The sequence below is a fragment of the endosymbiont of Riftia pachyptila (vent Ph05) genome (assembly GCF_000224455.1).
Taxonomy (GTDB): domain Bacteria; phylum Pseudomonadota; class Gammaproteobacteria; order Chromatiales; family Chromatiaceae; genus Endoriftia; species Endoriftia persephonae.
The window spans coordinates 12,127-34,128 of the sequence record NZ_AFOC01000009.1; the positions used below are offsets into that span (position 1 = coordinate 12,127).

23 protein-coding genes, 1 tRNA gene and 1 pseudogene are annotated in these 22,002 nt (G+C 58.7%); 19 read left to right on the top strand and 6 right to left on the bottom strand.

What is annotated here, in order from left to right; genetic code table 11:
* The first annotated feature begins 8 nt into the window (after positions 1-8).
* The 6 genes from RIFP1SYM_RS02380 to serS all read left to right on the top strand — a co-directional run bounded on the left by RIFP1SYM_RS02380 (position 9) and on the right by serS (position 6,436).
* On the top strand, positions 9-2,267 hold the full coding sequence (locus tag RIFP1SYM_RS02380; protein ID WP_240991621.1) for a DNA translocase FtsK: 2,259 nt from the start codon (positions 9-11) through the stop codon (positions 2,265-2,267).
* A gap of 1 nt (position 2,268) precedes the next feature.
* Positions 2,269-2,910, top strand: a complete 642-nt coding sequence (lolA, locus tag RIFP1SYM_RS02385) for an outer membrane lipoprotein periplasmic chaperone LolA (protein ID WP_005959046.1) — start codon at positions 2,269-2,271, stop codon at positions 2,908-2,910.
* The gene (locus RIFP1SYM_RS02390; protein WP_005959047.1) at positions 2,907-4,235 is read left to right on the top strand and encodes a replication-associated recombination protein A; all 1,329 of its coding nucleotides are present in this window, start codon (positions 2,907-2,909) and stop codon (positions 4,233-4,235) included. The genes lolA and RIFP1SYM_RS02390 overlap by 4 nt, the downstream gene beginning before the upstream one ends.
* A 249-nt stretch (positions 4,236-4,484) precedes the next feature.
* Positions 4,485-4,856, top strand: coding sequence for a fluoride efflux transporter CrcB (gene crcB / locus RIFP1SYM_RS02395; RefSeq protein ID WP_005959048.1), 372 nt, complete (start codon positions 4,485-4,487; stop codon positions 4,854-4,856).
* On the top strand, positions 4,853-5,164 hold the full coding sequence (locus tag RIFP1SYM_RS02400; RefSeq protein ID WP_005959049.1) for a DUF190 domain-containing protein: 312 nt from the start codon (positions 4,853-4,855) through the stop codon (positions 5,162-5,164). The genes crcB and RIFP1SYM_RS02400 overlap by 4 nt, the downstream gene beginning before the upstream one ends.
* Before the next feature lie 3 nt (positions 5,165-5,167).
* The gene (serS, locus tag RIFP1SYM_RS02405) at positions 5,168-6,436 is read left to right on the top strand and encodes a serine--tRNA ligase (RefSeq protein WP_005959050.1); all 1,269 of its coding nucleotides are present in this window, start codon (positions 5,168-5,170) and stop codon (positions 6,434-6,436) included.
* A 41-nt stretch (positions 6,437-6,477) separates the two neighbouring features.
* Here the strand turns inward: serS and RIFP1SYM_RS02410 are convergent, their stop codons facing one another.
* Both RIFP1SYM_RS02410 and RIFP1SYM_RS02415 read right to left on the bottom strand, forming a co-directional pair.
* A complete protein-coding gene (locus RIFP1SYM_RS02410; protein ID WP_005959051.1) occupies positions 6,478-6,657 on the bottom strand; it encodes a hypothetical protein in 180 nt (59 codons plus the stop codon).
* Positions 6,658-6,729: 72 nt separating this feature from the next.
* Positions 6,730-7,398 carry a Bax inhibitor-1/YccA family protein gene (locus tag RIFP1SYM_RS02415; protein ID WP_005959052.1) on the bottom strand — a complete coding sequence of 223 codons (669 nt, stop codon included), beginning with the start codon at positions 7,396-7,398 and terminating at the stop codon, positions 6,730-6,732.
* A 171-nt stretch (positions 7,399-7,569) separates the two neighbouring features.
* Here RIFP1SYM_RS02415 and RIFP1SYM_RS02420 point away from each other — a divergent pair.
* Positions 7,570-7,660, top strand: a tRNA-Ser gene (locus RIFP1SYM_RS02420).
* A 60-nt stretch (positions 7,661-7,720) separates the two neighbouring features.
* On the opposite strand, the gene RIFP1SYM_RS02425 is transcribed toward RIFP1SYM_RS02420, so the two are convergent.
* From RIFP1SYM_RS02425 to nadB, 4 genes are all read right to left on the bottom strand, one after another.
* On the bottom strand, positions 7,721-8,656 hold the full coding sequence (locus RIFP1SYM_RS02425) for a 3'(2'),5'-bisphosphate nucleotidase CysQ family protein (RefSeq protein WP_005959053.1): 936 nt from the start codon (positions 8,654-8,656) through the stop codon (positions 7,721-7,723).
* Entirely contained in the window at positions 8,623-9,636 is a 1,014-nt protein-coding gene (locus RIFP1SYM_RS02430; protein ID WP_005959054.1) for a phosphotransferase, read from the bottom strand. Before RIFP1SYM_RS02430 ends, RIFP1SYM_RS02425 begins: the two co-directional genes overlap by 34 nt.
* A 104-nt stretch (positions 9,637-9,740) precedes the next feature.
* Positions 9,741-10,154 (bottom strand): transposase, encoded by a 414-nt coding sequence (locus RIFP1SYM_RS16815; protein ID WP_081417688.1) that lies wholly within the window; start codon positions 10,152-10,154, stop codon positions 9,741-9,743.
* A 143-nt stretch (positions 10,155-10,297) separates the two neighbouring features.
* Complete coding sequence (gene nadB, locus RIFP1SYM_RS02435) at positions 10,298-11,926, bottom strand: L-aspartate oxidase (RefSeq protein ID WP_005959055.1); 1,629 nt, start codon at positions 11,924-11,926, stop codon at positions 10,298-10,300.
* A gap of 185 nt (positions 11,927-12,111) precedes the next feature.
* Here nadB and rpoE point away from each other — a divergent pair, with 185 nt between their 5' ends.
* From rpoE to recO, 12 genes and pseudogenes are all read left to right on the top strand, one after another.
* Positions 12,112-12,690, top strand: coding sequence for an RNA polymerase sigma factor RpoE (gene rpoE, locus RIFP1SYM_RS02440; RefSeq protein ID WP_006474411.1), 579 nt, complete (start codon positions 12,112-12,114; stop codon positions 12,688-12,690).
* 14 nt (positions 12,691-12,704) lie between these two features.
* A complete protein-coding gene (locus RIFP1SYM_RS02445) occupies positions 12,705-13,085 on the top strand; it encodes a sigma-E factor negative regulatory protein (RefSeq protein ID WP_005959057.1) in 381 nt (126 codons plus the stop codon).
* A gap of 227 nt (positions 13,086-13,312) precedes the next feature.
* Positions 13,313-14,314, top strand: coding sequence for a MucB/RseB C-terminal domain-containing protein (locus RIFP1SYM_RS02450; RefSeq protein ID WP_006474413.1), 1,002 nt, complete (start codon positions 13,313-13,315; stop codon positions 14,312-14,314).
* Positions 14,311-14,781, top strand: coding sequence for a SoxR reducing system RseC family protein (locus tag RIFP1SYM_RS02455; RefSeq protein ID WP_005959060.1), 471 nt, complete (start codon positions 14,311-14,313; stop codon positions 14,779-14,781). The genes RIFP1SYM_RS02450 and RIFP1SYM_RS02455 overlap by 4 nt, the downstream gene beginning before the upstream one ends.
* A gap of 39 nt (positions 14,782-14,820) precedes the next feature.
* Entirely contained in the window at positions 14,821-16,251 is a 1,431-nt protein-coding gene (locus RIFP1SYM_RS02460) for a DegQ family serine endoprotease (RefSeq protein ID WP_005959061.1), read from the top strand.
* Positions 16,248-16,490, top strand: a complete 243-nt coding sequence (locus RIFP1SYM_RS02465; protein ID WP_005959062.1) for a glutaredoxin family protein — start codon at positions 16,248-16,250, stop codon at positions 16,488-16,490. Before RIFP1SYM_RS02460 ends, RIFP1SYM_RS02465 begins: the two co-directional genes overlap by 4 nt.
* A gap of 98 nt (positions 16,491-16,588) precedes the next feature.
* Complete coding sequence (gene lepA / locus RIFP1SYM_RS02470; RefSeq protein WP_005959063.1) at positions 16,589-18,391, top strand: translation elongation factor 4; 1,803 nt, start codon at positions 16,589-16,591, stop codon at positions 18,389-18,391.
* Between the two features lie 99 nt (positions 18,392-18,490).
* Positions 18,491-19,303, top strand: coding sequence for a signal peptidase I (lepB, locus tag RIFP1SYM_RS02475; RefSeq protein ID WP_006474416.1), 813 nt, complete (start codon positions 18,491-18,493; stop codon positions 19,301-19,303).
* A gap of 59 nt (positions 19,304-19,362) precedes the next feature.
* Positions 19,363-19,710 carry a DUF4845 domain-containing protein gene (locus RIFP1SYM_RS02480; RefSeq protein ID WP_006474417.1) on the top strand — a complete coding sequence of 116 codons (348 nt, stop codon included), beginning with the start codon at positions 19,363-19,365 and terminating at the stop codon, positions 19,708-19,710.
* Positions 19,707-20,384: a ribonuclease III gene (rnc, locus tag RIFP1SYM_RS02485; protein ID WP_005959066.1), complete on the top strand. Its 678-nt coding sequence runs from the start codon at positions 19,707-19,709 to the stop codon at positions 20,382-20,384. Before RIFP1SYM_RS02480 ends, rnc begins: the two co-directional genes overlap by 4 nt.
* Positions 20,377-21,272, top strand: a pseudogene (gene era, locus RIFP1SYM_RS02490) (GTPase Era). Before rnc ends, era begins: the two are co-directional and overlap by 8 nt.
* On the top strand, positions 21,272-21,982 hold the full coding sequence (recO, locus tag RIFP1SYM_RS02495; protein ID WP_005959069.1) for a DNA repair protein RecO: 711 nt from the start codon (positions 21,272-21,274) through the stop codon (positions 21,980-21,982). Before era ends, recO begins: the two are co-directional and overlap by 1 nt.
* The last annotated feature ends 20 nt before the right edge of the window (positions 21,983-22,002 follow it).

Consider the following 22,002-nt stretch of genomic DNA (forward strand, 5'->3'; position numbering starts at 1 on the left):
CTGAACATATGCATCGGGCGCTTCGTGAGGCGGCTCTGTGGGGGCTGATCTGCCTGAGCGGCTATCTGCTGCTCTCTCTGGGAAGCTACGATTCGAGCGATCCCGGCTGGTCTTATATTGGCCCCTCAAATCAGGTGAAAAACTCCGGTGGCCCGGTGGGGGCCTGGTTTGCTGATGTCTTCTTCTATCTATTTGGTTTCTTTGCCTATCTGTTTCCGCTGATGCTCGCCTGGAGTGCGGTCTGGATTTTCCGCAAACGGGATCTGGACGCCAAACCCAATCTCAACCTACTGGCGTTCCGTTGGATTGGCTTTCTGATCACCCTGGCGGCGGGTAGTGCCCTGACACAACTCCATGCCGCCCATCTGGGGCAGTGGTTGCCCTCCGGAACCGGCGGGGTGCTGGGCAATTCTCTCGGCCACTATTTCGAGGCGGTATTCAGCCGCTCCGGCAGCAGTCTGTTGCTGCTGGCACTGTTTCTCAGCGGTTTTACCCTCTTCACCGGTCTCTCCTGGCTGACGGTAATGGAGTGGATCGGCGCACTGGTACTCGATGGGCTGCAGCGTATTCTCAGCAGTCTGTCGGGTTGGCGTGAGCGGCGTGCGGCCAAGCGGCTGCGCAAGGAGCGGTCAAAGAGCGTTAAAAAGGAGAAGAAGCGGACTGAGAAACGCAAGCTGCCGAAGATCGAGCCGGTGATCAAATCCGTGAAGATCAGTGCGCGGGCTGAGAAGGAGCGGCAGGTGCCGCTGTTCGATGTAGACCCGAACAGCGAACTGCCGCCGTTGTCGCTGCTCGAGCCGGCCAAGCACTCAGAGCAAGGTTACTCCAAGGAGGCGCTGCAGCTGCTATCGCGCCAGGTGGAGCTGAAGCTTCGCGATTTCAGTGTCGAGGCGGAGGTGGTGGCGGTCCATCCAGGACCGGTGGTCACCCTGTTCGAGCTGCAACTGGCGCCGGGCACCAAGGCGAGCAAAATCACCGGGCTGTCGAAAGATCTGGCCCGCGCCCTCTCACTGATCTCGGTGCGGGTGGTGGAGGTGATCCCCGGCAAGTCGGTAGTCGGTCTGGAGATTCCTAACGAAAACCGCGAGACAGTCTTCCTCAGCGAGGTGCTGCGCTCCGAGGTCTACGAGAAGAGCAAGTCGAAGCTGACCCTGGCGCTGGGCAAGGATATCGCCGGCCATCCGATGGTGGCCGATCTGGGCAAGATGCCCCATGCCCTGATCGCCGGCACCACCGGCTCGGGCAAATCGGTGGCGATCAACGCGATGATCCTGAGCCTGCTCTACAAGGCCAAGCCGAGCGAAGTACGCATGATTATGGTCGATCCGAAGATGCTCGAGCTGTCGGTCTACGAGGGCATCCCCCATCTGCTGACCCCGGTGGTCACCGACATGCAGGAGGCGGGCAATGCGCTGCGCTGGTGTGTCGGTGAGATGGAGCGGCGCTACCGGCTGATGGCGGCGCTTGGGGTGCGCAATATCACCGGCTTCAACCGCAAGGCCAGCGAGGCGATCAAGAAGGGTGAGCCGCTCAAAGATCCGCTGTTCCAGCCCAAGTCTGACGCAGTGATCGAGGCGATGGCCCACCCGACCCTGGAACCCTTGCCCTACATCGTGGTCATTATCGACGAGTTGGCCGACATGATGATGGTGGCACGCAAGAAGGTCGAGGAGCTGATCGCACGGCTGGCGCAGAAGGCGCGGGCCTCCGGCATCCACCTGGTGCTGGCCACCCAGCGCCCCTCGGTGGACGTGATCACCGGCCTGATCAAGGCCAACATCCCGACCCGGGTAGCGTTTCAGGTCTCCTCACGGATCGATTCGCGCACCATCCTCGACCAGATGGGGGCGGAACATTTACTGGGTTATGGTGACATGCTCTATATGGGCCCCGGCAGCAACATTCCGCAGCGCATGCATGGCGCGTTTGTGGATGACAATGAGGTGCATCGGGTGGTCGATCATCTGAAGGCGAACGGTGCCCCCGAATATTTGGAGGAGATCCTGCAGGAGCCGACCGAATCGGTACCTGGCTTCCCGGCTGAGGGTAATGGCGATGTCGAGAGTTCTGATCCACTCTTCGACGAGGCGGTGAAGATCGTCACCGAGACCCGCCGCGCCTCCATCTCCGGGGTGCAACGGCGCCTGAAGATCGGCTATAACCGGGCGGCGCGAATGATCGAAGAGATGGAGCGCATCGGTATCATCAGCCCAGCCGAGACCAACGGCAGTCGCGAAGTGATCGCGCCGCCACCCGTGGAGGATTGAGATGACCCGATTTTTTAGCCTGCTGCTGATGCTCCTGCTGAGTGGATTCGCTCAGCCTTCATTGGCAACAGAAGCCGATGGCGCTACCGGCGTGAAACAGCTGCGGCAGTTTCTGTCCAATCTGATTACCCTGCAAGCGGAGTTCGTACAGACTCTGCGCCAGCCCGATAGCGACCAGATCTATATCACCAGTGGCATCCTCTATCTGCAGCGTCCCGGGCGCTTCCGCTGGCAGTATGACGCGCCAAGCCACCAGCTGATCATTGCTGACGGCAACCGCATCTGGCTGCACGACAGGGAGTTGGAGCAGGTCTCCCACCGGGATCAGCAGGCGGCGCTGAAGGGCACGCCGGCGCAGCTGCTCAGCGATACCGGGCCGATCGAGCGGCACTTTGCCATCACGGAGCTGGGCCAAAAAGACGGCATCGACTGGCTTAGCCTGAAGCCGAAACAGAAGGATGTGGAGATCGATCAGGTCAAACTGGGGCTGAAACAGAACCAGCTGGTGCAGATGGAAATGATCGACAGCTTTGGTCAGATCACCCGCTTCCGTTTCTCCAATCTGCGGCGTAACCCCGCCCTGGAACATGAGTTGTTTGTCTTTGATCCACCGGATGGGATCGACATGATCGGCGACCTATGAGCCAGTCAGCGGATCTGTTTCAGGCCGGGGCGATCGCCGGCCGGCCGCTGGCGGACCGGATGCGGCCGCGTTCTCTGGCGGAATTCAGCGGCCAGCAACATATCGTCGGCACAGGCAAGCCGCTGCAGCGGGCAATCGAGTCCGACCACCTCCACTCGATGATCTTCTGGGGTCCGCCGGGCACCGGCAAGACCACCCTGGCGCGGCTCATCGCACGTCACTCCGGGGTGCAGTTTCTCAGCCTCTCGGCAGTGCTTTCCGGGGTCAAGGAGATCCGTGCCGCGGTGGAGCAGGCAAGGCTCGCACGACAGCAGGAGAGCCGCCCGACGCTGCTCTTCATCGACGAGGTGCACCGCTTCAACAAGTCCCAGCAGGATGCCTTTCTGCCGCATGTGGAGGATGGCACCCTAGTGTTCATCGGTGCCACCACCGAGAACCCCTCCTTCGAGCTCAACAACGCGTTGCTCTCCCGCGCCCGCACCTATGTGCTGAGGGCGTTAGCGGGAGAGGAGCTCGAACAGATCATCGAGCAGGCGCTGCAGGATAGTGAGCGGGGGCTCGGCGGGAGCGGCCTCGGCATCACTCCTGAAGCACGTAGATTGCTGGCCGAGGCGGCGGATGGCGATGCGCGGCGTGCTCTCAACCTGCTGGAGATTGCCGCCGATCTGGCAGAGCAAGGGGAGATCGGCGTCGAGCTGATCGGCGAAGTGGCCAGCGGCACCCTGCGTCGCTTCGACAAGGGTGGTGAGGCCTTCTACGATCAGATCTCGGCACTACACAAATCGGTGCGCGGCTCGGCCCCCGATGCGGCCCTCTACTGGCTGGCGCGAATGATCGACGGTGGCTGCGATCCACTCTACATCGCCCGGCGGGTGGTGCGCATGGCCTCGGAGGATATAGGTAACGCCGACCCGCGCGCGCTGGAGATCGCGCTCAACGCCTGGCAGGCCCAGGAGCGCCTCGGCAGCCCGGAGGGGGAGCTGGTGATCGCCCAGGCGGTGGTCTACCTGGCTTGTGCCCCCAAGAGCAATGCGGTCTACATGGCCTGGAAGCAGGCCCTGTCGGTGGCGAAGAAGTCAGGCTCTCTGGAGGTACCGCTGCATCTGCGTAACGCCCCCACCAAACTGATGAAGGAACTCGATTACGGCAAGGCCTACCGCTATGCCCACGATGAACCCCACGCCTACGCCGCCGCTGAAAACTACTTTCCGGAGAGGCTGGAAGGAAGCTGCTTCTACCGTCCAGTCGATCGCGGCATGGAGATCAAGATTGGTGAGAAGCTCGAATTCCTCAAGCGACTCGACCGGGAGCAGGGCGCTGGTTGAGTGACAAGTGGATCGAAAGAGGATGGGGCGTCTGTCTGTCGTTCTGCCGTTCAGCCTGACCTGTCCGTCTGAAGGCGGGCTACAACCTGCCTGTTCGAAGCTGGCCAACGAAGGCCCCGTTATCATTCACAGCAGGCTATTTCAATCGTTGTGGGCTGCAGCGATTTCACTGCATCCTGCCGCGTTTCACGGCCCGCTGCGATGGGTGTAGAATGCGGCGGTTTATCATTCTAGAGACTCGGAATTCTGATGCAGATGATCGCCATCGCAGCCGGAGGCGCAGTAGGAGCGCTGTTCCGGTTCTGGGTCTCCAGCGGGGTTTATGGGCTGCTTGGCCGGGCTTTTCCCTTCGGCACCCTGGCGGTGAATCTCATCGGCTCGCTGTTGATGGGCTTTCTCTACGTCTACCTGCTGGAGCGTGCTAGTGTCGGGCCGGAGCTGCGTGCGGCGCTACTGGTCGGTCTGCTCGGCGCCTTTACCACCTTCTCCACCTTCTCCATCGAGACCCTCAATCTGCTGGAGCAGGCGGACTATCTGAAGGCGATGTTGAATGTGCTGATCAGCGTTATCGCCTGTCTCGCAGCCTGCTGGCTGGGATTGACCCTAGGAAGACAGTTATGAAACAAGAGAGCGTTACCATGGTGCGGGTCTACCTCACCGAGGGTGATCACCAGATGCAGCGGCTGATGCACTTTCTGCATGCGGAGGAGAAGGTGCGCGGTATCACTGCGTTTCGTGGTATCGCTGGTATCGGTGCCTCGGGGCGCATGCATACTTCATCACTGATCGATGTCTCATTGGATCTGCCGCTGGTGGTGGAGTTCTTTGACCGCACGGACAAGGTGGAGGGGATCCTCGAGGATCTCAACAAGATTGTGGAACCGGGCCATGTGGTGAGCTGGCCCGCAAGTTTGAATATGGGTGAATAAACGATGCTGGACCCTCGTCTGTTAAGAAACGATCTGGAGAGTGTCGCGGCGCAACTGGCGCGACGCGGCTTTCAACTCGACACGGATAAGATCACTACGCTGGAGGCGCAGCGTAAGTCGCTGCAGGTTGCAGCCCAGGAGCTGCAGAATCAGCGCAACAGCCACTCCAAGTCGATCGGCAAGGCGAAGGCGGCAGGCGAGGATATCCAGCCGCTACTGGCCGAGGTGGCGTCACTGGGAGACCGGCTGAAGCAGACCCAGGAGGCGCTGAACCAGGTCCAGGCTGAGCTGGGCGCGATCACCCTCGGCATCCCCAATATCCCCCATGAGTCGGTGCCCGATGGCAAAGATGAGGAGGATAATCGAGAGGAGCGTCGCTGGGGTGAGCCGCCACAGTTCGACTTCGAAGCAAAAGATCATGTGGATCTAGGCATCGAAAACGGGCTGCTGGATGCAGAGGCGGCGGCCAAGCTGACCGGCTCGCGCTTCACCGTGATGTCAGGCCCGCTGGCGCGCATGCACCGGGCGCTGATCCAACTGATGCTCGATACCCACATCCAGCACGGCTACACCGAGGCCTATGTGCCCTATCTGGTCAATAGCGACAGCCTGCGTGGCACCGGTCAGCTGCCCAAGTTCGAAGAGGAGCTGTTTAAGCTGCAGGGCGAGCATGAGTACTATCTGATCCCCACCGCCGAGGTGCCGCTCACCAACCTGGTGCGTGATGTAATCATCGACGCCGACGAGATGCCACGCCGCTATGTGGCCCACACGCCTTGTTTCCGCTCCGAGGCGGGCTCCTACGGCAAGGACACCCGTGGCATGATCCGCCAGCATCAGTTTGAGAAGGTAGAGCTGGTGCAGATAGTCCGGGCCGAAGATTCCTTCGATGCGCTGGAGCAGCTCACCTCGCATGCCGAGGCGATCCTGCAGAAGCTGGAGCTGCCCTACCGGGTAGTGACCCTCTGTACCGGGGATATCGGTTTCTCCGCCACCAAGACCTACGATCTGGAAGTTTGGCTGCCGGGGCAGGGCAAATATCGGGAGATCTCCTCCTGCTCCAATTTCGTGGATTTTCAGGCACGCCGGCTGCAGGCGCGCTGGCGCAATCCCGAAACTGGCAAGCCGGAACTAGTACACACTGTAAACGGCTCCGGCCTGGCGGTCGGTCGTACCCTGGTGGCGGTGATGGAGAACTATCAGGATGCGGAAGGCAGGGTCAGGGTACCCGAGGCGTTACGTCCCTACATGGGCGGCATCGAGGTAATCTGATCAGGGGAAAGCGGTCCCGGCACTGGCGGGGCCGCTAGGCTTCAGACTATCGCCATCAGCAGGATCACAAAGCCAATCACGGCACCGATCGGCAGCAGCACCGCCATCCAGTCGCCTTTCTCTGCCTTGGGGCCGTTCTGGCTCCAGTGTTTGTAGGCGGGCCACATCGCAAACAGCATCATCACCATTGCAGCGGCGGCCAGAATCTTCATCCAGTCCATCGATCTTTCTCCTCAGCAGATATAAAAAAACCCCGGCATCAGGCCGGGGTTTGCCGTCAGACAAGGGTCTGATCAGTCATCACTCATCACGCCGAGCAGATGCAGCAGGCTAATGAAGATGTTGAAGATGCTGATGTAGATGCCATAGGTGGCCATGATGTAGTTGGTCTCACCGCCGTGGATGATGCGGCTGGTGTCGAACAGGATGAAACCGCTCATCAGCAGGATGATACCGGCAGAGAGCGCCAGCGAGAGGGCAGGCATCGCGAGGAAGATATTGGCCAGCATTGCGATCACCACAACCATCATGCCGGCAAACAGGAAGCCCCCCATGAAGCTGAAGTTCTTGCGGGTGGTCAGTGCATAGCCGGAGAGACCGAGGAAGATCACGCCGGTGCCGCCGAAAGCGGTGGTGATGATTTCAGGGCCTTTTGGCAGTGCGGCGTAGATGGAGAGGATGGCGCCCAGTCCAAAACCCATCAGACCGGTGATCACAAAGATTACGCCGATACCGGCGGAGGAGTTGGCGGTACGGGGCAGCACGAAGATGCCGAGCACCATGGCGACGATGACAGAGACCATGTAGGTCATCGGCGGCATCGCGATGAACATCGAGATGCCGGCCATGACTGCGCTGAATGCCAGTGTGGCAGAGAGCAGCATATAGGTGTTCTTCAGCACCTTATTACTCGCCAGTACCGATTCCTGGGTACGGGTAGAGGTGAAATCAATCTGGTTCATGTCGGCTTTGCCTCCTGGGTAAATGCCAGCAAATCAATAGGTTGTATATAAGACACTGGATATCCGTTTCGGTTCCGCAAGGATACATCTATCCAGCCAAAGATCAACACGATGAAAATAGAGTTTCGACTGGCATTTTCAAGTCGATTTCAGGTATCCTAGCGCGCTCTTGGAGAGGTGGCAGAGCGGTTGAATGCACCGGTCTTGAAAACCGGCGTGGGTTTGTAGCCCACCCAGGGTTCGAATCCCTGCCTCTCCGCCACTCAATAAGCATAACTCATTAGTGCGTGATGATGTGTTATTTGGTAACACTTAGCACCGTTTACTGGAAGTTTGTCTGAGCATTTTCTGAAAGTCTGCCGGCCTTGCGATGTAACAGCACACTGTGGTGTAGCGCAATGATGTGGTCGGCCAGAGCATGGTTACCCGCATACAACAGCCCGCGATGGTTCATGAAGGTGGAATCCGGTCGGTTGAGATCCATGGGTCGGCCGTATATGTCGGAGGCCACGGCCCCAGCCTCATGGAACAGGCAGGCGGTAGCAGCATAGTCCCATAAACTGCCACCGCTATTGTCGCTGCGGGGGTATTTAAAGTAGCAGATATTGGGGTCTTCGAGGATGCCGCAGGCATTCATTACACCACCAGTGCGAAACTGAATATCGGAGCCGTTCAAGCCCAGTTGCCGGGCGATGTCATGTAAACCAGTCCGGGTATGTTCCAGCCAGGGATGTGACTGAAAACTGAAGTCGATACTCAGGATTAGGGGCTGTTTCGGGTCCAGGTCAGGGATCTGTATGGGGTGTCCATTTTTGTATGCCCCCTGGCCACGGATGGCATGAAACAGGGCTTGCTCCACCGGGTCATACGCCACACCGATCAGCGGGTCGCCATTCCGAGCCACCAGGGCAATAGAGACGGAAAAGCCGGGAGTGTTGTTGATGAAGGCCAGCGTGCCGTCCAGGGGATCGATACACCAGAAAGCGGGTTTTTTCTGGCGTTGACCGTCATCGGGGGATTCCTCCGTGAGCAAAGCGAGATCATATTCAGCACAGCTGGGTTCTAGTATCTCCAAAATAGCGGCTTGAGCCTTGTGGTCCACTTCAGTGACCACCTGACCAGCGGTGCTGGTGCCAGTCTCTTTGTGGTGAACCTGGATCTCGGTTTGTCGGTGGGTTTTGATGATATGACCTGCGGCATGGGCTGCGCTGAAGGCCAGTTGGCTCAGTTCGTAGAGTTGATCATTGCTGAAGAGCATGGGGTGTCCTGTAATTGGCTCACCACCTCATGGGCGAGGCGTTCGCTGTAACTGTGAATTTTCCAGTGGCCGGGACTCCAGCCTTTGAGGAAACGATAGAAATCGGTCCAGGCCACGCTATACAAGGGCCGCCAGACCGCTTCCACAGCCGCAGCATCGATCCGGGGATGGTGCAGAGCCAGGGCCTGTTTCAGGACAGCGAAGTAGGCGTTGAGCAGGGATTCCTCCCTGTGTTCGCATTCGTGTTCGTTAAGGCAGCTACCGATGAAATAGGCTACATCTTTCATGCCACAACCGCTGCCCACGTATTGAAAGTCCACTGCCGCGACCTGGGTTCCGTCCGGCGAGAAACAGAAATTGGCCAGCTTGGCATCGCCATGCACAAAGGTTTGGAAGGGGGCCTCGTTCAGGGTCCGGTCCAGAACCTCTGCAGCTTGCTTTAGTTCACCCTCCTCCATGGTGGCCAGTTCATCGGGGCGGGTGTCCAGGTGCCAATAGGTGCCTATGTCCCACAGCCCTTCCGGTTTCTCGTCCATGAAGGTGGCATGGAAGTGGGCAAGCCAGCTCAGGCAGCGGATCATTTCGGCCTCGGTAACGCTGCCCTTGCGGGCCGGGTAACCGCTGCCGTCCAGATCTTCCAGCACCATCAACACTTCATCGTCGTGATGTTCCAGGGCCAGACAATGGGGGATACGGCAGTGATCATCACAGCGTGCGGCCCAATGTTCGTACCAGGCGGTTTCTACCTGATAGGAGTGCAGTTTGCGTTGGTGGGATCGATCGGTATTCCAGCCACGCGGGTGTCTGCTCTGATCCGGTAACCGTACGTGTTTGACCACCACGGTGTTCAGTTTCGAACCGATCAGGCCGTAGCGGTCGATACTACCGTAACCACTCCACAGACTTTGAATTGAACCGCCTTCGAACAGATCATCGGCGCTGGTGGCATTGAGGATGATGCGGCGTACGTGTGAATCCATGAATTAACGCTAATTAGGGAATATGGGCAATCATACCCTGAGCGGATACGGCTTCAATCAATGGTTACATTGGAATTCCGGGTGAAATTCCGGGGACAGTATACTTATTTCCCATTCACTGCAGCGGAATGGCTCCCCGGTTTTCTACCCGGCTTTTGTGGCGTCAAAATCCGGCAAGTCAGTGACTCAGCTGCCTGGATAAACGGCGCGTCACCCAGTGGGCGGCCGGTGCGTGTATGAACCCGGATGTATTCCACGTCATCCTGAGCAGGCTCGGTGGGTAATTTGCCCAGTCCGGACACAATCGCACGCACGGGGTTCAACTCGACATATCGAATCGCCGCCGCAAGATGCGTTTCATTCATGGGGAAAGAGTGGAACCGCTTCTGCCAGAGGTGACCCCGCCAGCCATATCGAAAATTGACACGCCGGGTGTAACGGCGATGGGCCTCAGCCAAAGCGGTTCGCAAGCCGCTCTCTGTGTTTGGGGTCAACACGAGGTGGACATGGTTGGGCATCAGACAATACCACTCGGGCAATCCTTGCCATGCTGTTCCTCCCTGAATGGCCTGTAAAAAATCGGTGGTCTATGCTACTGCATCAGCGTCTTCTGGGAATAGGTATACTGTCCCCGGAATTCCACCCCGGAATTCGAATTCCGTCAGGGCAGCGTCCTGGGAGAGTAGTTGTCTGGGATCAGCACTGTCGGATGGCGTTGGGCCAGGTCGTCGGTGCGCGGAAAGTCGAGAGTGTAGTGGAGGCCACGGCTTTCGCGGCGCATCTGCGCCGAGCGGATGATCAGATCGGCCACTTCCACCAGGTTGCGCAGCTCCAGCAGGTCATTGGTAACACGAAAGTTGCTGTAGTATTCACCAATCTCCATGCGCAACATGTCGACCCGACGTTTGGCTCGCTCCAGGCGCTTGTTGGAGCGGACTATGCCCACGTAGTCCCACATGAAGCGGCGCAGTTCATCCCAGTTATGGGCCACCACCACCTCTTCATCAGAGTCGGTCACCCGGCTCTCGTCCCAGTGAGGCAACTCACCGGGTATCTCTACCTGGTCTGCCTGTTCGCTAATATCTTTGGCGGCCTGCCCGGCAAACACTAGGCACTCAAGCAGCGAGTTGCTGGCCATCCGATTAGCGCCATGCAGGCCGGTGTAGGCAGTTTCACCGATAGCGTAGAGCCCCGGCAGATCGGTCTGCGCGTGATGATCGGTGTAGATGCCACCGCAGGTGTAGTGGGCGGCGGGCACCACCGGAATCGGTTCGCGGGTGATGTCGATCCCCAAGTCGCGGCAGCGCTGGTAGATGGTGGGGAAGTGTTCGGTGATGAACTCAGCCGGCTTGTGGCTGATATCGAGGAACAGGCATTCGGCGCCGATACGTTTCATCTCATGGTCGATGGCGCGGGCGACGATATCTCGCGGGGCGAGTTCTCCGCGCCGGTCGAAGCGCTGCATGAAACGCTCCCCGTTGGGCAGCAACAGCCGGCCCCCTTCACCGCGCACCGCCTCGCTGATCAGAAAGTTACGTGCCTCGGGATGGTAGAGGCAGGTGGGGTGAAACTGGATGAACTCCATGTTGGCGACCCGACAGCCAGCGCGCCAGGCCATGGCGATGCCGTCGCCGGTAGAGACGTCCGGATTACTGGTGTAGAGGTAGACCTTGCTCGCGCCACCGGAGGCGATCACTACAAAACGGGCGCGGAAGGTCTTAACCCGGCCCTGTTTCTGGTTAAGAATGTAGGCTCCCACACAGCGGTTGACGCCGCTCTGGCGGCGCTTGCGGTTGGTGATCAGGTCGATGGCGATATGGTATTCGAACAGCTCCACGTTGGCGCGCGCCATCACCTGGGCCTCGAGGGTGGTCTCCACCTCGCGGCCGGTGGCATCTGCGGCGTGGATCACCCGCCGGTGGGAGTGCCCCCCTTCACGAGTCAGATGGTAGCCGCCGCTACTGGCCGAGTTGTCGTCACGGGTGAACTTGGCACCGTTTTCCATCAGCCAGCGGATATTCTCCGGGCCCTGTTCCACCACCAGTTGAACCGTCTTCTCTTCGCAGAGCCCGGCGCCGGCGTTAAGGGTGTCCTCCACATGGGAGGAGAGGGTATCCTCCTCGTCTAGCACCGCAGAGATGCCCCCCTGGGCATAGAATGTGCTGCCCTCTTCGAGTTGGCGTTTGGAGATTACCGCGACTTTCAGATCAGGGTGCAGACGCAGCGCCAGGGAAAGACCGGCAGCACCGCTGCCGATGATCAAAACGTCGTGCTGATGGTCGGTGGACATGATTGCGGAGGCCTACTATTACAGCGATAATGCGACTCGCATTGCATCGCCGCATCCTAGCCTAAATCAAGGGCTTGTAGAACAGAATTAATCTACCGGTAGATGCGGCGAACTATTCAGAATCTGGAGTGTCAATCAGACTGAGCGCAGGGACGTGTCAGGTCATGAGGGAGGGTAGGGCCCGGATGGGCGAGCGACAAGTGGATCAGGAACTGGTCATCCGTGTGCAGAAGGGCGACAAAAAGGCATTTGACCTGTTGGTGCTCAAGTATCAGCAGAAGATCGCGAATCTGATCTCCCGTTACATTCGGGATCCACACGAGGTGCTGGACGTTACCCAGGAGGCTTTTATTAAGGCCTACCGGGCGCTCCCTAGATTTCGTGGTGACAGCGCTTTCTACACTTGGCTGTACCGGATTGCGATTAATACCGCAAAGAACCACCTCGTTGCCCAGAGTCGTCGCCCGCCGAGTGGGGATGTGGAGCCCGAGATCGCCGAACAGCTGGATGAGGGGCATCGTCTGAAAGAGTACGGCACACCGGAAAATCATCTGCTCAGCAGCGAGATCAGTGCCGCCGTTCAGGATGCCATCGACGCGCTTCCGCAAGACCTGCGCACTGCCATCATCCTGCGTGAACTGGAAGGCATGAGTTACGAGGAGATCGCTGAGGCGATGTCCTGCCCGGTGGGAACTGTGAGATCCCGTATCTTCCGGGCGCGAGAGGCGATAGACAAACGGTTACAACCGTTGATTAACCCATAAGCACGGGTGGTGAGATGAGCGAACAAGAACGCGAAAAAGTATCTGCACTGGTGGATGACGAGCTAAGCGAACACGAAATCAGCCGGCACATCGGTCGGCTGCTTGAAACACCGTCAGAGCAACAGGCCTGGGCCCGTTATCATCTAATAGGCGATGCGATGCGTCAGGAACTGGGTTCGCTGGTGCAGCCGGATCTGGCAAGCGCCATCAGCGCCAGCCTGGAGCGTGAACCTACCATCATTGCGCCGGGAATGGTCAAACGCCGCCCGGCGTCCTGGCTGAAACCGGTGGCAGGTACTGCCATCGCCGCCTCAGTGGCGCTGGTTGCGGTCACTATGGTCCCACAGCTGATCAATGATGACCGGTCGCCACACTCTCCCCCACGGTGGCGGTGAAAAAGCCACCGGTAGAGACCATCTATAGCCAATCTGGGGGCACCCGCTGGGAGCTGCTGGCCCGCCCCGACGTTGAGACCAAACTCAATAGTTATCTGGTCAATCATCAGGATACGCTCCGGCCAACACCATGAAAGGCATCATGCCTTACGCCACCTTTGTCAGTTATGACGTGGCCAAATGATCAACCGTTATTCGACAGGTTTGTCGTGTTGGAGTGGAGAGGCATGCAGATAGGTCGTCCAGCGGGCATCGCTGCACAGATTTTTTTTGGTGTCCTGCTGGCGCTGAACCTGACCACAGGATTGGCCGCAACGGCCGAGAAAGAGCGGGAGGCCGCCCGATGGCTGGAACGGATGATGACCGCGGTACGCGCTCTGAACTATCAGGGCACATTCATCTATTTGCACGACAACCAGCTGGAGAGTATCCGGGTGGTGCATGCAGTAGAGGATGGCCAGATCAGGGAGCATCTGATCTCACTCAACGGTGCCCCGCGGGAGGTGATTCGCGATAAACGCTCAATCACCTGCGTTCGCCCCGAGAGCCAGCAAATCTCCATCGATAAGCGCCCACCCAGCAACAAGTTTCTCGATCTGCTACCCCAAGACCTCGACAAACTCACCCCTCACTACGCATTTCGTACCCTCGGCACGGCCCGGATTGCGGGCCATCAGTCGAAGGTGGTGGCGATCATCCCACGGGATGACTACCGCTACGGCTATCGTTTCTATCTCGATCAGGAGAGCGCCCTGCCACTCAAGTCGGACCTGATGGATGAGCAGGGGCAGGCGCTGGAACAGACCATGTTCACCAGCCTCGAGATCGGTGTCGCCGAGTGGAACATCGACGAATCCAACAAACAGCGTGGCATCACCATCCGTAAATCAGACCTGCCACGGAGTGAAATAGAGTCGGACAGGCCTCAGTGGCACTTTGAATCCTTGCCCGCCGGTTTTGTGGTGACCAGCCGTTCCAGGGTGCCAGACACCGCTAATGGCGGTGTAATCGACCACTATGTGTTAAGTGACGGGCTAGCCTCTCTCTCCATCTTCATCGAAGCGGCAGGCGAGGGGGGGGCGCTGGAGGGCGCATCACGTCTGGGTGCGATCAACGCTTGGGGTGGGCGGCGTGCTGATCACCAGATCACCGCAGTGGGCGAAGTGCCGGCGATCACCCTGTTGAGTGTGGTCGAGGCGATGCGCTACAACGCTGCCGAATCGCCATGATCGAGGAGTCTGCCAGAGTCATCACCTGTGATGGCGACTATGCTCTGGTGGAGACCCAGCAGCAGGCGGCTTGCGGGAACTGCCAGGCCGGATCGAGTTGTGGCACCTCGGTGATCGCTGGCTTCTTCAAACGTCGTCATCCGCAGCTTCGGGTGCGCAATCCAATCGAGGCAAAGGCAGGCCAGCAGGTGGTGATCGGTCTCGATGAGCGGGCTCTGCTCCGTGCCTCTTTGGTCTCCTACCTGCTGCCGATATTTACACTCATCCTGTGTGCCATTGCGGGCCTGGAACTGGTTCGCTGGATGGAAATAGGTCAAGGGGAACTCGGCAGCATTATCGGCGGTCTACTGGGACTGATAGCCGGGTTGATCGGTGCAAGAGGCTTCGCCAGTCGGCATCGAACTGACGCACTGTATGAGCCGGAGATCTTGCGTTCAGCGTATTCCCATCCGATCAGATTGGGCTGAGCCCCACGATCCGAATCGAATAACCTCCAGGAGTTACCAATGAGTTTTATGCAGCGAACGGTATCCACAGTTCCGTTTCTTCTCCTTGTATTGCTCTTTACCGCCCCGCTACAGGCGAGAAGCCTGCCTGACTTTACCGAGCTTGTTGAGCAGAATGCGCCGGCGGTGGTCAACATCAGCACTCGTCAGCAGCAGAGCATCCGGCGGCAGATGGAGCGCTTCAACATCCCTGATATTCCAGAGAACAGTCCTTTTGGTGAGCTGCTGCGACGTTTCTTCGGTGAACATGGCTTCGACCTGCCGGATCAGGAGCGGGAGCAGCAGTCGCTGGGCTCGGGTTTCATTATCTCCCCCGATGGTTTCATCCTCACCAACAATCATGTGGTCGCCGGTGCGGATGAGATCATCGTGCGTATGAATGACCGCCGTGAGTTCAGCGCGCGGGTGATCGGCAGCGACGAGCGCAGCGATATCGCACTGATCAAGATCGAGGCGGAGGATCTGCCGGTGGTGAAGACCGGCAGTGCCGAAAAGCTCAAAGTAGGCGAGTGGGTGCTGGCGATCGGCACACCGTTTGGCTTCGATCACTCGGTCACCGCCGGCATCGTCAGCGCTAAGGGGCGCAACCTGCCGAGCGAGAACTATGTACCTTTTATCCAGACCGACGTGGCGATCAATCCGGGTAACTCCGGCGGCCCGCTGATCAACCTGGATGGCGAGGTGGTGGGGGTCAACTCACAGATCTACAGCCGCTCTGGTGGTTTCATGGGACTGTCTTTTGCCATCCCCATCGAGGTGGCGATGAACGTAGCCGAGCAGCTGAAGAGCAAAGGTCGGGTCAGTCGCGGCTGGCTCGGGGTGTTGATCCAGGATGTTACCCGCGATCTGGCCGAGAGCTTTGGCATGCAACACCCCCAAGGCGCTCTGGTTGCACGGGTACTGCCCGGCAGCCCCGCTTCCAAAGCGGGCCTGCAGGTGGGCGACGTGATCCTCAGCTATAACGGCACCAAGCTGAAGAGCTCCTCAGATCTGCCGCCGCTGGTGGGCGCTAGCCCGATTGATCGCCCTGTGGCTGTGACCGTGCAGCGCGGCGGTCGCACCCTCGAGGTAATGGTCCAGATCGGTGAGCTGCCCGCGGAAGATGCGATCGAGCTGGCCGAGACCCATGCGCCCAAGGTGATGTCGAATCGTCTCGGGCTGATGGTCTCCGATCTGAGCCGTGAGCAGCGCAGTGAGCTGGCAGTACCGCCCTATCAGGGGGTGATGGTCGATTCGGTAACTGGCGAGGCCGCTCGGGTTGCCGGTATTCAGGAGGGGGATGTGATCCTGATGATCAACGAGCGCAAGGTCGAGAGTGTACAGCAGTTCAACCAGCTGGTGGCAGAACTGCCAGCCAACAAGACCGTGGCAGTGCTGGTTCACCGCCGTAGCGGACCGATCTTTTTGGCGCTACGCATGCCGGCGGAATGAGGCAGCTGACCCTTTATATCCGCCCCGGCTGTCATCTGTGTGAGGATATGCTGACACAGCTACAGTCCATAGATGGGGCGGATAGCTTTCAGCTGCAGCTGGTGGAGATCGATGCCGATGCTGCCCTCCGTGCCCGCTATGACACGCGTGTACCAGTGCTGGTGGGAAGCGATGGTGAACTGCTCAGTGAGTACTTTCTGGATGAAATAGGGTTGCGGAACTATTTGAATGGCGGTTGATTTGGTATGATCGACCGCTTCGGCGTTGTACGCCGACAGACGGAACTTGCCTAATCAGGCAAGTTCCGTTTTTTCCGCGCCAAGGTAACACTGAGCCAATGACAGATTTGCGTCACATCCGTAACTTTTCCATCATCGCCCATATCGATCACGGCAAGTCAACGATTGCCGACCGCTTTATCCAGGCTTGCGGTGGTCTGAGCGATCGCGAGATGGAGGCGCAGGTGCTCGATTCGATGGAGCTGGAGCGGGAACGCGGTATCACCATCAAAGCGCAGAGTGTCACCCTCGACTACCAGGCGCGGGATGGCCAGATCTACCAACTCAATTTTATCGACACCCCTGGCCATGTGGACTTCTCCTACGAGGTCTCCCGCTCTCTAGCCGCCTGCGAGGGTGCGCTGCTGGTGGTGGACGCGGCCCAGGGCGTAGAGGCGCAGAGTGTCGCCAACTGCTACACCGCCATCGAGCAGGGGCTGGAGGTGTTGCCAGTGCTGAACAAGATCGACCTGCCCTCGGCGGAGCCGGAGCGGGTGATCAGCGAGATCGAGGAGATCATTGGCATCGACGCCACCGATGCCACCAAGGTCAGCGCCAAGACCGGTCTCGGCATTCCCGATCTGTTGGAAGACCTGGTGGCCACAATTCCGCCGCCGGAGGGAGACAGGGAGGCACCACTGCAGGCGTTGATTATCGACTCCTGGTTCGACCCCTATGTGGGTGTGATTTCACTGATCCGGGTGATGAACGGCGAGATCCGCCGCAAGGACAAGATGCACATTATGTCCACCGGACGCAGCTATCAGGTGGAGAAGGTGGGTGTGTTCACCCCCAAGCGGCTCGACAAGCAGCTGCTCTCCAGCGGCGAGGTAGGTTTTGTCATCGCCGGCATCAAGGAGATCGACGGCGCACCCGTGGGCGACACCATCACTTTGGAGAACCGCAAGGCAGAGCAGGCGCTGCCGGGCTTCGAGGAGATGCATCCGCGGGTCTTCTCCGGGCTCTATCCGGTCAGCTCCGACGACTACGAAAACCTGCGCGATGCGCTGCAGAAACTGCGCCTCAACGATGCCGCCCTGCACTATGAGCCGGAGACATCCCAGGCGCTGGGCTTCGGTTTCCGCTGCGGCTTTCTCGGCATGCTGCACATGGAGATCATCCAGGAGCGGCTGGAGCGGGAGTATAACCTCGACCTGATCACTACTGCGCCTTCGGTGGTCTATGAGGTGCTGTTGAATAACGGCAGCACAATCCAGATCGAGAACCCCTCCGACCTGCCCGATCCCGGTAAGTTCGAGGCAGTGCGTGAGCCGCTGATCAACGCCACCATCCTGGTGCCGCAGGCGCATCTGGGCAATGTGATCAGCCTCTGTATCGAAAAGCGCGGCACACAGAAGAATATGCAGTACCTGGGTGGCCAGGTGCAGCTCAGTTACGAACTGCCACTAAACGAGGTGGTGCTCGACTTCTTCGACCGGCTGAAGTCGGTGAGCCGCGGTTACGCCTCGTTTGAGTATGAGTTTGCCCGCTTTCAGACGGCACCGCTGGTCAAGCTCGATATCCTGATCAACGGTGAGAAGGTTGATGCACTCTCCATCATCGTGCACAAGAGCCAGGCCGACTCCCGTGGCCGGGATCTGACTGCGAAGATGAAGGAGATCATTCCTAGGCAGATGTTCGAGGTGGCGATCCAGGCCGCCATCGGCAGCAAGATTATCGCCCGCACCACGGTCAAGGCACTGCGCAAAAATGTCACCGCTAAATGTTACGGCGGTGATATCACCCGCAAGCGCAAGTTGCTGGAGAAACAGAAGGCGGGCAAGAAACGTATGAAACAGGTGGGCAGGGTGGAGATCCCGCAGGAAGCCTTTCTCGCCGTGTTGAAGGTCGGCAAGGATTGAGTCGGCCTGCAGCGGTTTTCTTGAAAAGATTCAGCTGAGTGTAGATGACCAGTCTAGCCAGCGATTTCGGCAACTCGATATTGGAGTAGATAGACGCTTATGAACTTCGATTTCCCCACATTCCTGGTGGTGGCGAGCGCCATCACTGGCGGCATCTGGTTGATCGATGCGCTCTTCTTTGCGCCAGCGAGAAACGAACGGGCCGTAGGCGCACCGCGCGATCCCCTGATGGTGGAGTATGCGCGCTCCTTCTTCCCGGTGATATTCGCGGTGCTGGTGTTGCGCTCGTTTCTGGTGGAGCCCTTCCGCATCCCCTCCGGCTCGATGATGCCGACGCTGCTGGTGGGGGACTTCATCCTGGTTAACAAGTTCAGCTACGGTATCCGCCTGCCGGTGCTGAACAAAAAGGTTATCGATATCGATCTACCGCAGCGCGGCGATGTGGCGGTCTTCCGCTATCCCAAACAACCCTGGATTGACTATATCAAACGTATCGTGGCGGTACCCGGTGATACCATCCACTACCGCGGCAAGGTCCTCTATATTAATGGTAAACCGATGCAACAGACCCCGGTGGGGATCTACAACGGTACTGGCGGTGGTGCCAGGATCAGCGGTTATCTCAGGGCGGTGGAAGATTTGAATGGGGTTGAGCACGAGATCCTGATGCACCCCATGGCGCCCGATCTCGCTATGGGATGTAATGTGCTGTCACGTGGCCCCTTCACGATACCGGAGGGCCACTACTTTGTGATGGGGGACAATCGGGACAACAGCAACGACAGTCGCTGCTGGGGACTGGTGCCTGAAGAGAATCTGATCGGAGAAGCATTTGCCATCTGGATGAACTGGGATGGTGAGAAAACGGGTTTCCCGATCTCATGGGAACGAATTGGGCGGGCAATAAATTAATAATATCAATAGCATAGGAAAGGTATTTGATAATGTATAGCACGCACAGAGAGAGTGGCATGACAGCTATCAGCATGCTGCTGGTATTTGTCATGGTAGGCGCGGTTGCGCTGATGGCGATCAAGATCATACCGGTCTACACGGAGCATTTTACCGTCAGGTCAGCGCTGGAATCGCTGCAGGCCGAGTCCCTCATCGGGCGTAAATCACTGTCCGAGATTCGTAAGGCGTTCCTGCGCCGGATGGAAGTCAACTACATCAGTACAGTGAAGAAAGAGCACGTCAAGGTGGAGCGCCAAGGGAGTACCACCATCGTCAGGGTATCCTATGAGGTACGCATCCCCCTGATGGGGAATCTGGACGCCATCGTCTCCTTTAATGACACTGTCGAATTAGCCGCCAATTGACCCCTCCACTCAGTAGCCTCTGCCGGGCCCTCGGCTATGAATTCCACAATCCAGCGCTGCTGCAGCAAGCGCTGACCCACCGCAGTGTCGGTGGCAAAAACAACGAGCGTTTCGAGTTCCTGGGCGATGCTATCCTCGGCTTTGTCATCGCCGATGCCCTGTTTGAGCAATTCGAGCGCGCCAGCGAAGGACAACTCAGCCGGTTGCGCTCATCGCTGGTCAAACGCGAAACCCTGGCCAAGATCGCCCGCGGGCTGAAACTTGGCGACCATCTGCGACTCGGGCCCGGTGAGTTGCGCAGTGGTGGTCAGACTCGGGATTCAATACTGGCCGACGCGGTGGAGGCGATCCTGGCAGCCATCTACCTCGACAGCGACTACTCAACTACCCGTCGGGTTATCCTGCAGATATTCGAGTCACTGCTCACCGGGCTTGATCTGAANACGCAACAGAAGGATCCGAAGACCCGCCTTCAGGAGCACCTGCAGGCGCGCAAGATCGGACTACCGAGCTACCAAGTGATCGACATCACCGGTGATCAACACGCCCAGACCTTCACGGTGAAGTGCCGGAGCGAGGCCCTTGAACAGGAGAGCGATGGCTCAGGTTCGAGCCGTCGTCGTGCCGAACAGGCCGCTGCGGCAGCTATGTTACAGAGACTGGAAGATGAGTGAGCTGAACAACCATTGCGGCTATGCTGCTATCGCTGGACGTCCCAACGTAGGCAAATCGACCCTGCTCAACCGGATCATCGGTATGAAGCTGGCCATCACCTCGCACAAGGCGCAGACCACCCGACACAGCATTCTCGGCATCAAGACCCTCGAGCAGGGGCAAGTGATCTATGTGGATACCCCTGGCATCCACGAGCGGGCGGACCATGCCATGAATCGCTATCTCAACCGCACTGCAAAGACGGTGGTAGTGGATGTGGATGTGGTGATCTTCGTGGTGGAGGCGCTGCGCTGGACCAGAGAGGATGCCAAGGTATTAGGACTGCTGCAGGAACGCACCATGCCGGTGATTCTGGCGGTCAACAAGGTCGACCAGGTGAACCAGAAAGAGGCGCTGTTGCCGTTTCTGGCTGAGATGGCTGAGCGCTATGATTTTGCTGAGATCATCCCGATCTCGGCGAGCAACGGTCACAATGTCGATGCGCTGGAGAAGCTGGTCTCGAGCGTCTGCCGCTGGCGGATAACTTCTACCCTGAAGAGCAGCTAACCGACCGGCCGGAGAAGTTTTTCGCCGCCGAGATGGTGCGCGAACAGATTACCCGTCGCTACGCCAAAGAGCTCCCCTATGCGGTCTCGGTGGAGATCGAACGGTTCGAGGAGAAGGGTGGCATCTACCGCGTCAACGCGGTGATCTGGGTGGAGAAGCCGGGGCAGAAGGCTATCATCATCGGCAAGCAGGGTGGGGCGCTGAAGATCGTTGCCAGCCAGGCACGCAAGGCGATGGAACAGTTCTTTGGCTGCAAGGTGTATCTCGAGGTCTGGGTCAAGGTGAAAAAGAGCTGGTCTGACGACGAGGCCTCGCTGGCGCGGCTCGGATATAGCGATTAGTGGTCGATAACGCGCTGCAACCCTGCTTTATTCTGCACCGCCGGGAGTACCGGAACACCAGCCTGTTGCTGGAGCTCTTCACCCCGGAGCAGGGACGGCTGCCGGCGATTGCGCGAGGCGCGCGCTCTGGGCGCTCGATGCTGGGAGCGATACTGCAGCCCTTCAGACCGCTGCTGGTCTCTCTCAAAGGGCGGGGCGAGGTCAAGACCCTGAGTAAATCGGAACTGGAGGGGCGCGCACTGCTACTGCAGGGCAACCACCTCTACTGTGGCTTCTATCTGAACGAATTGCTGACCCGCCTGCTGCAGCGGGAAGATCCCCATCCCCAGCTGTTTCTCCACTACAGCAATACCCTGGCCGCACTGGCGACAGCAGAGCCGATGGAAGCGGTTCTGCGCCACTTCGAGCTGGAGTTACTGGATGAGCTTGGCTATGGACTGCTGCTGGACCAGGAGGCCGATAACGGCGACAAAATCGAGGCAGAGCGGCTCTATGAGTTCCATATCGAACATGGGCCTGTGGTGTTTGAGACGGGACGTACGCGCTCACCGATGGTGGTGCATGGCGCCACTATGCTCGGAATGCATCGACGCGACTTCAGCGAGCGCCGCACCATTCAGGAGGCACGTGGCTTGATGCGCCGAGTGTTGGCCTTCTATCTTGGCAATAAACCGCTGAAGAGCCGTGAATTGTTCCGCAGCACACCCTGAACCGGGAAAACCACACCACT

What these genes read in the sequence shown, in the direction of transcription:
- RIFP1SYM_RS02380 (WP_240991621.1), top strand. Translation starts at nt 9, where the DNA reads ATGCATCGGGCGCTTCGTGAGGCGGCTCTGTGGGGGCTGATCTGCCTG.
- lolA (WP_005959046.1), top strand. Translation starts at nt 2,269, where the DNA reads ATGACCCGATTTTTTAGCCTGCTGCTGATGCTCCTGCTGAGTGGATTC.
- RIFP1SYM_RS02390 (WP_005959047.1), top strand. Translation starts at nt 2,907, where the DNA reads ATGAGCCAGTCAGCGGATCTGTTTCAGGCCGGGGCGATCGCCGGCCGG.
- crcB (WP_005959048.1), top strand. Translation starts at nt 4,485, where the DNA reads ATGCAGATGATCGCCATCGCAGCCGGAGGCGCAGTAGGAGCGCTGTTC.
- RIFP1SYM_RS02400 (WP_005959049.1), top strand. Translation starts at nt 4,853, where the DNA reads ATGAAACAAGAGAGCGTTACCATGGTGCGGGTCTACCTCACCGAGGGT.
- serS (WP_005959050.1), top strand. Translation starts at nt 5,168, where the DNA reads ATGCTGGACCCTCGTCTGTTAAGAAACGATCTGGAGAGTGTCGCGGCG.
- RIFP1SYM_RS02410 (WP_005959051.1), bottom strand. Translation starts at nt 6,657, where the DNA reads ATGGACTGGATGAAGATTCTGGCCGCCGCTGCAATGGTGATGATGCTG.
- RIFP1SYM_RS02415 (WP_005959052.1), bottom strand. Translation starts at nt 7,398, where the DNA reads ATGAACCAGATTGATTTCACCTCTACCCGTACCCAGGAATCGGTACTG.
- RIFP1SYM_RS02425 (WP_005959053.1), bottom strand. Translation starts at nt 8,656, where the DNA reads ATGCTCTTCAGCAATGATCAACTCTACGAACTGAGCCAACTGGCCTTC.
- RIFP1SYM_RS02430 (WP_005959054.1), bottom strand. Translation starts at nt 9,636, where the DNA reads ATGGATTCACACGTACGCCGCATCATCCTCAATGCCACCAGCGCCGAT.
- RIFP1SYM_RS16815 (WP_081417688.1), bottom strand. Translation starts at nt 10,154, where the DNA reads ATGCCCAACCATGTCCACCTCGTGTTGACCCCAAACACAGAGAGCGGC.
- nadB (WP_005959055.1), bottom strand. Translation starts at nt 11,926, where the DNA reads ATGTCCACCGACCATCAGCACGACGTTTTGATCATCGGCAGCGGTGCT.
- rpoE (WP_006474411.1), top strand. Translation starts at nt 12,112, where the DNA reads ATGGGCGAGCGACAAGTGGATCAGGAACTGGTCATCCGTGTGCAGAAG.
- RIFP1SYM_RS02445 (WP_005959057.1), top strand. Translation starts at nt 12,705, where the DNA reads ATGAGCGAACAAGAACGCGAAAAAGTATCTGCACTGGTGGATGACGAG.
- RIFP1SYM_RS02450 (WP_006474413.1), top strand. Translation starts at nt 13,313, where the DNA reads ATGCAGATAGGTCGTCCAGCGGGCATCGCTGCACAGATTTTTTTTGGT.
- RIFP1SYM_RS02455 (WP_005959060.1), top strand. Translation starts at nt 14,311, where the DNA reads ATGATCGAGGAGTCTGCCAGAGTCATCACCTGTGATGGCGACTATGCT.
- RIFP1SYM_RS02460 (WP_005959061.1), top strand. Translation starts at nt 14,821, where the DNA reads ATGAGTTTTATGCAGCGAACGGTATCCACAGTTCCGTTTCTTCTCCTT.
- RIFP1SYM_RS02465 (WP_005959062.1), top strand. Translation starts at nt 16,248, where the DNA reads ATGAGGCAGCTGACCCTTTATATCCGCCCCGGCTGTCATCTGTGTGAG.
- lepA (WP_005959063.1), top strand. Translation starts at nt 16,589, where the DNA reads ATGACAGATTTGCGTCACATCCGTAACTTTTCCATCATCGCCCATATC.
- lepB (WP_006474416.1), top strand. Translation starts at nt 18,491, where the DNA reads ATGAACTTCGATTTCCCCACATTCCTGGTGGTGGCGAGCGCCATCACT.
- RIFP1SYM_RS02480 (WP_006474417.1), top strand. Translation starts at nt 19,363, where the DNA reads ATGACAGCTATCAGCATGCTGCTGGTATTTGTCATGGTAGGCGCGGTT.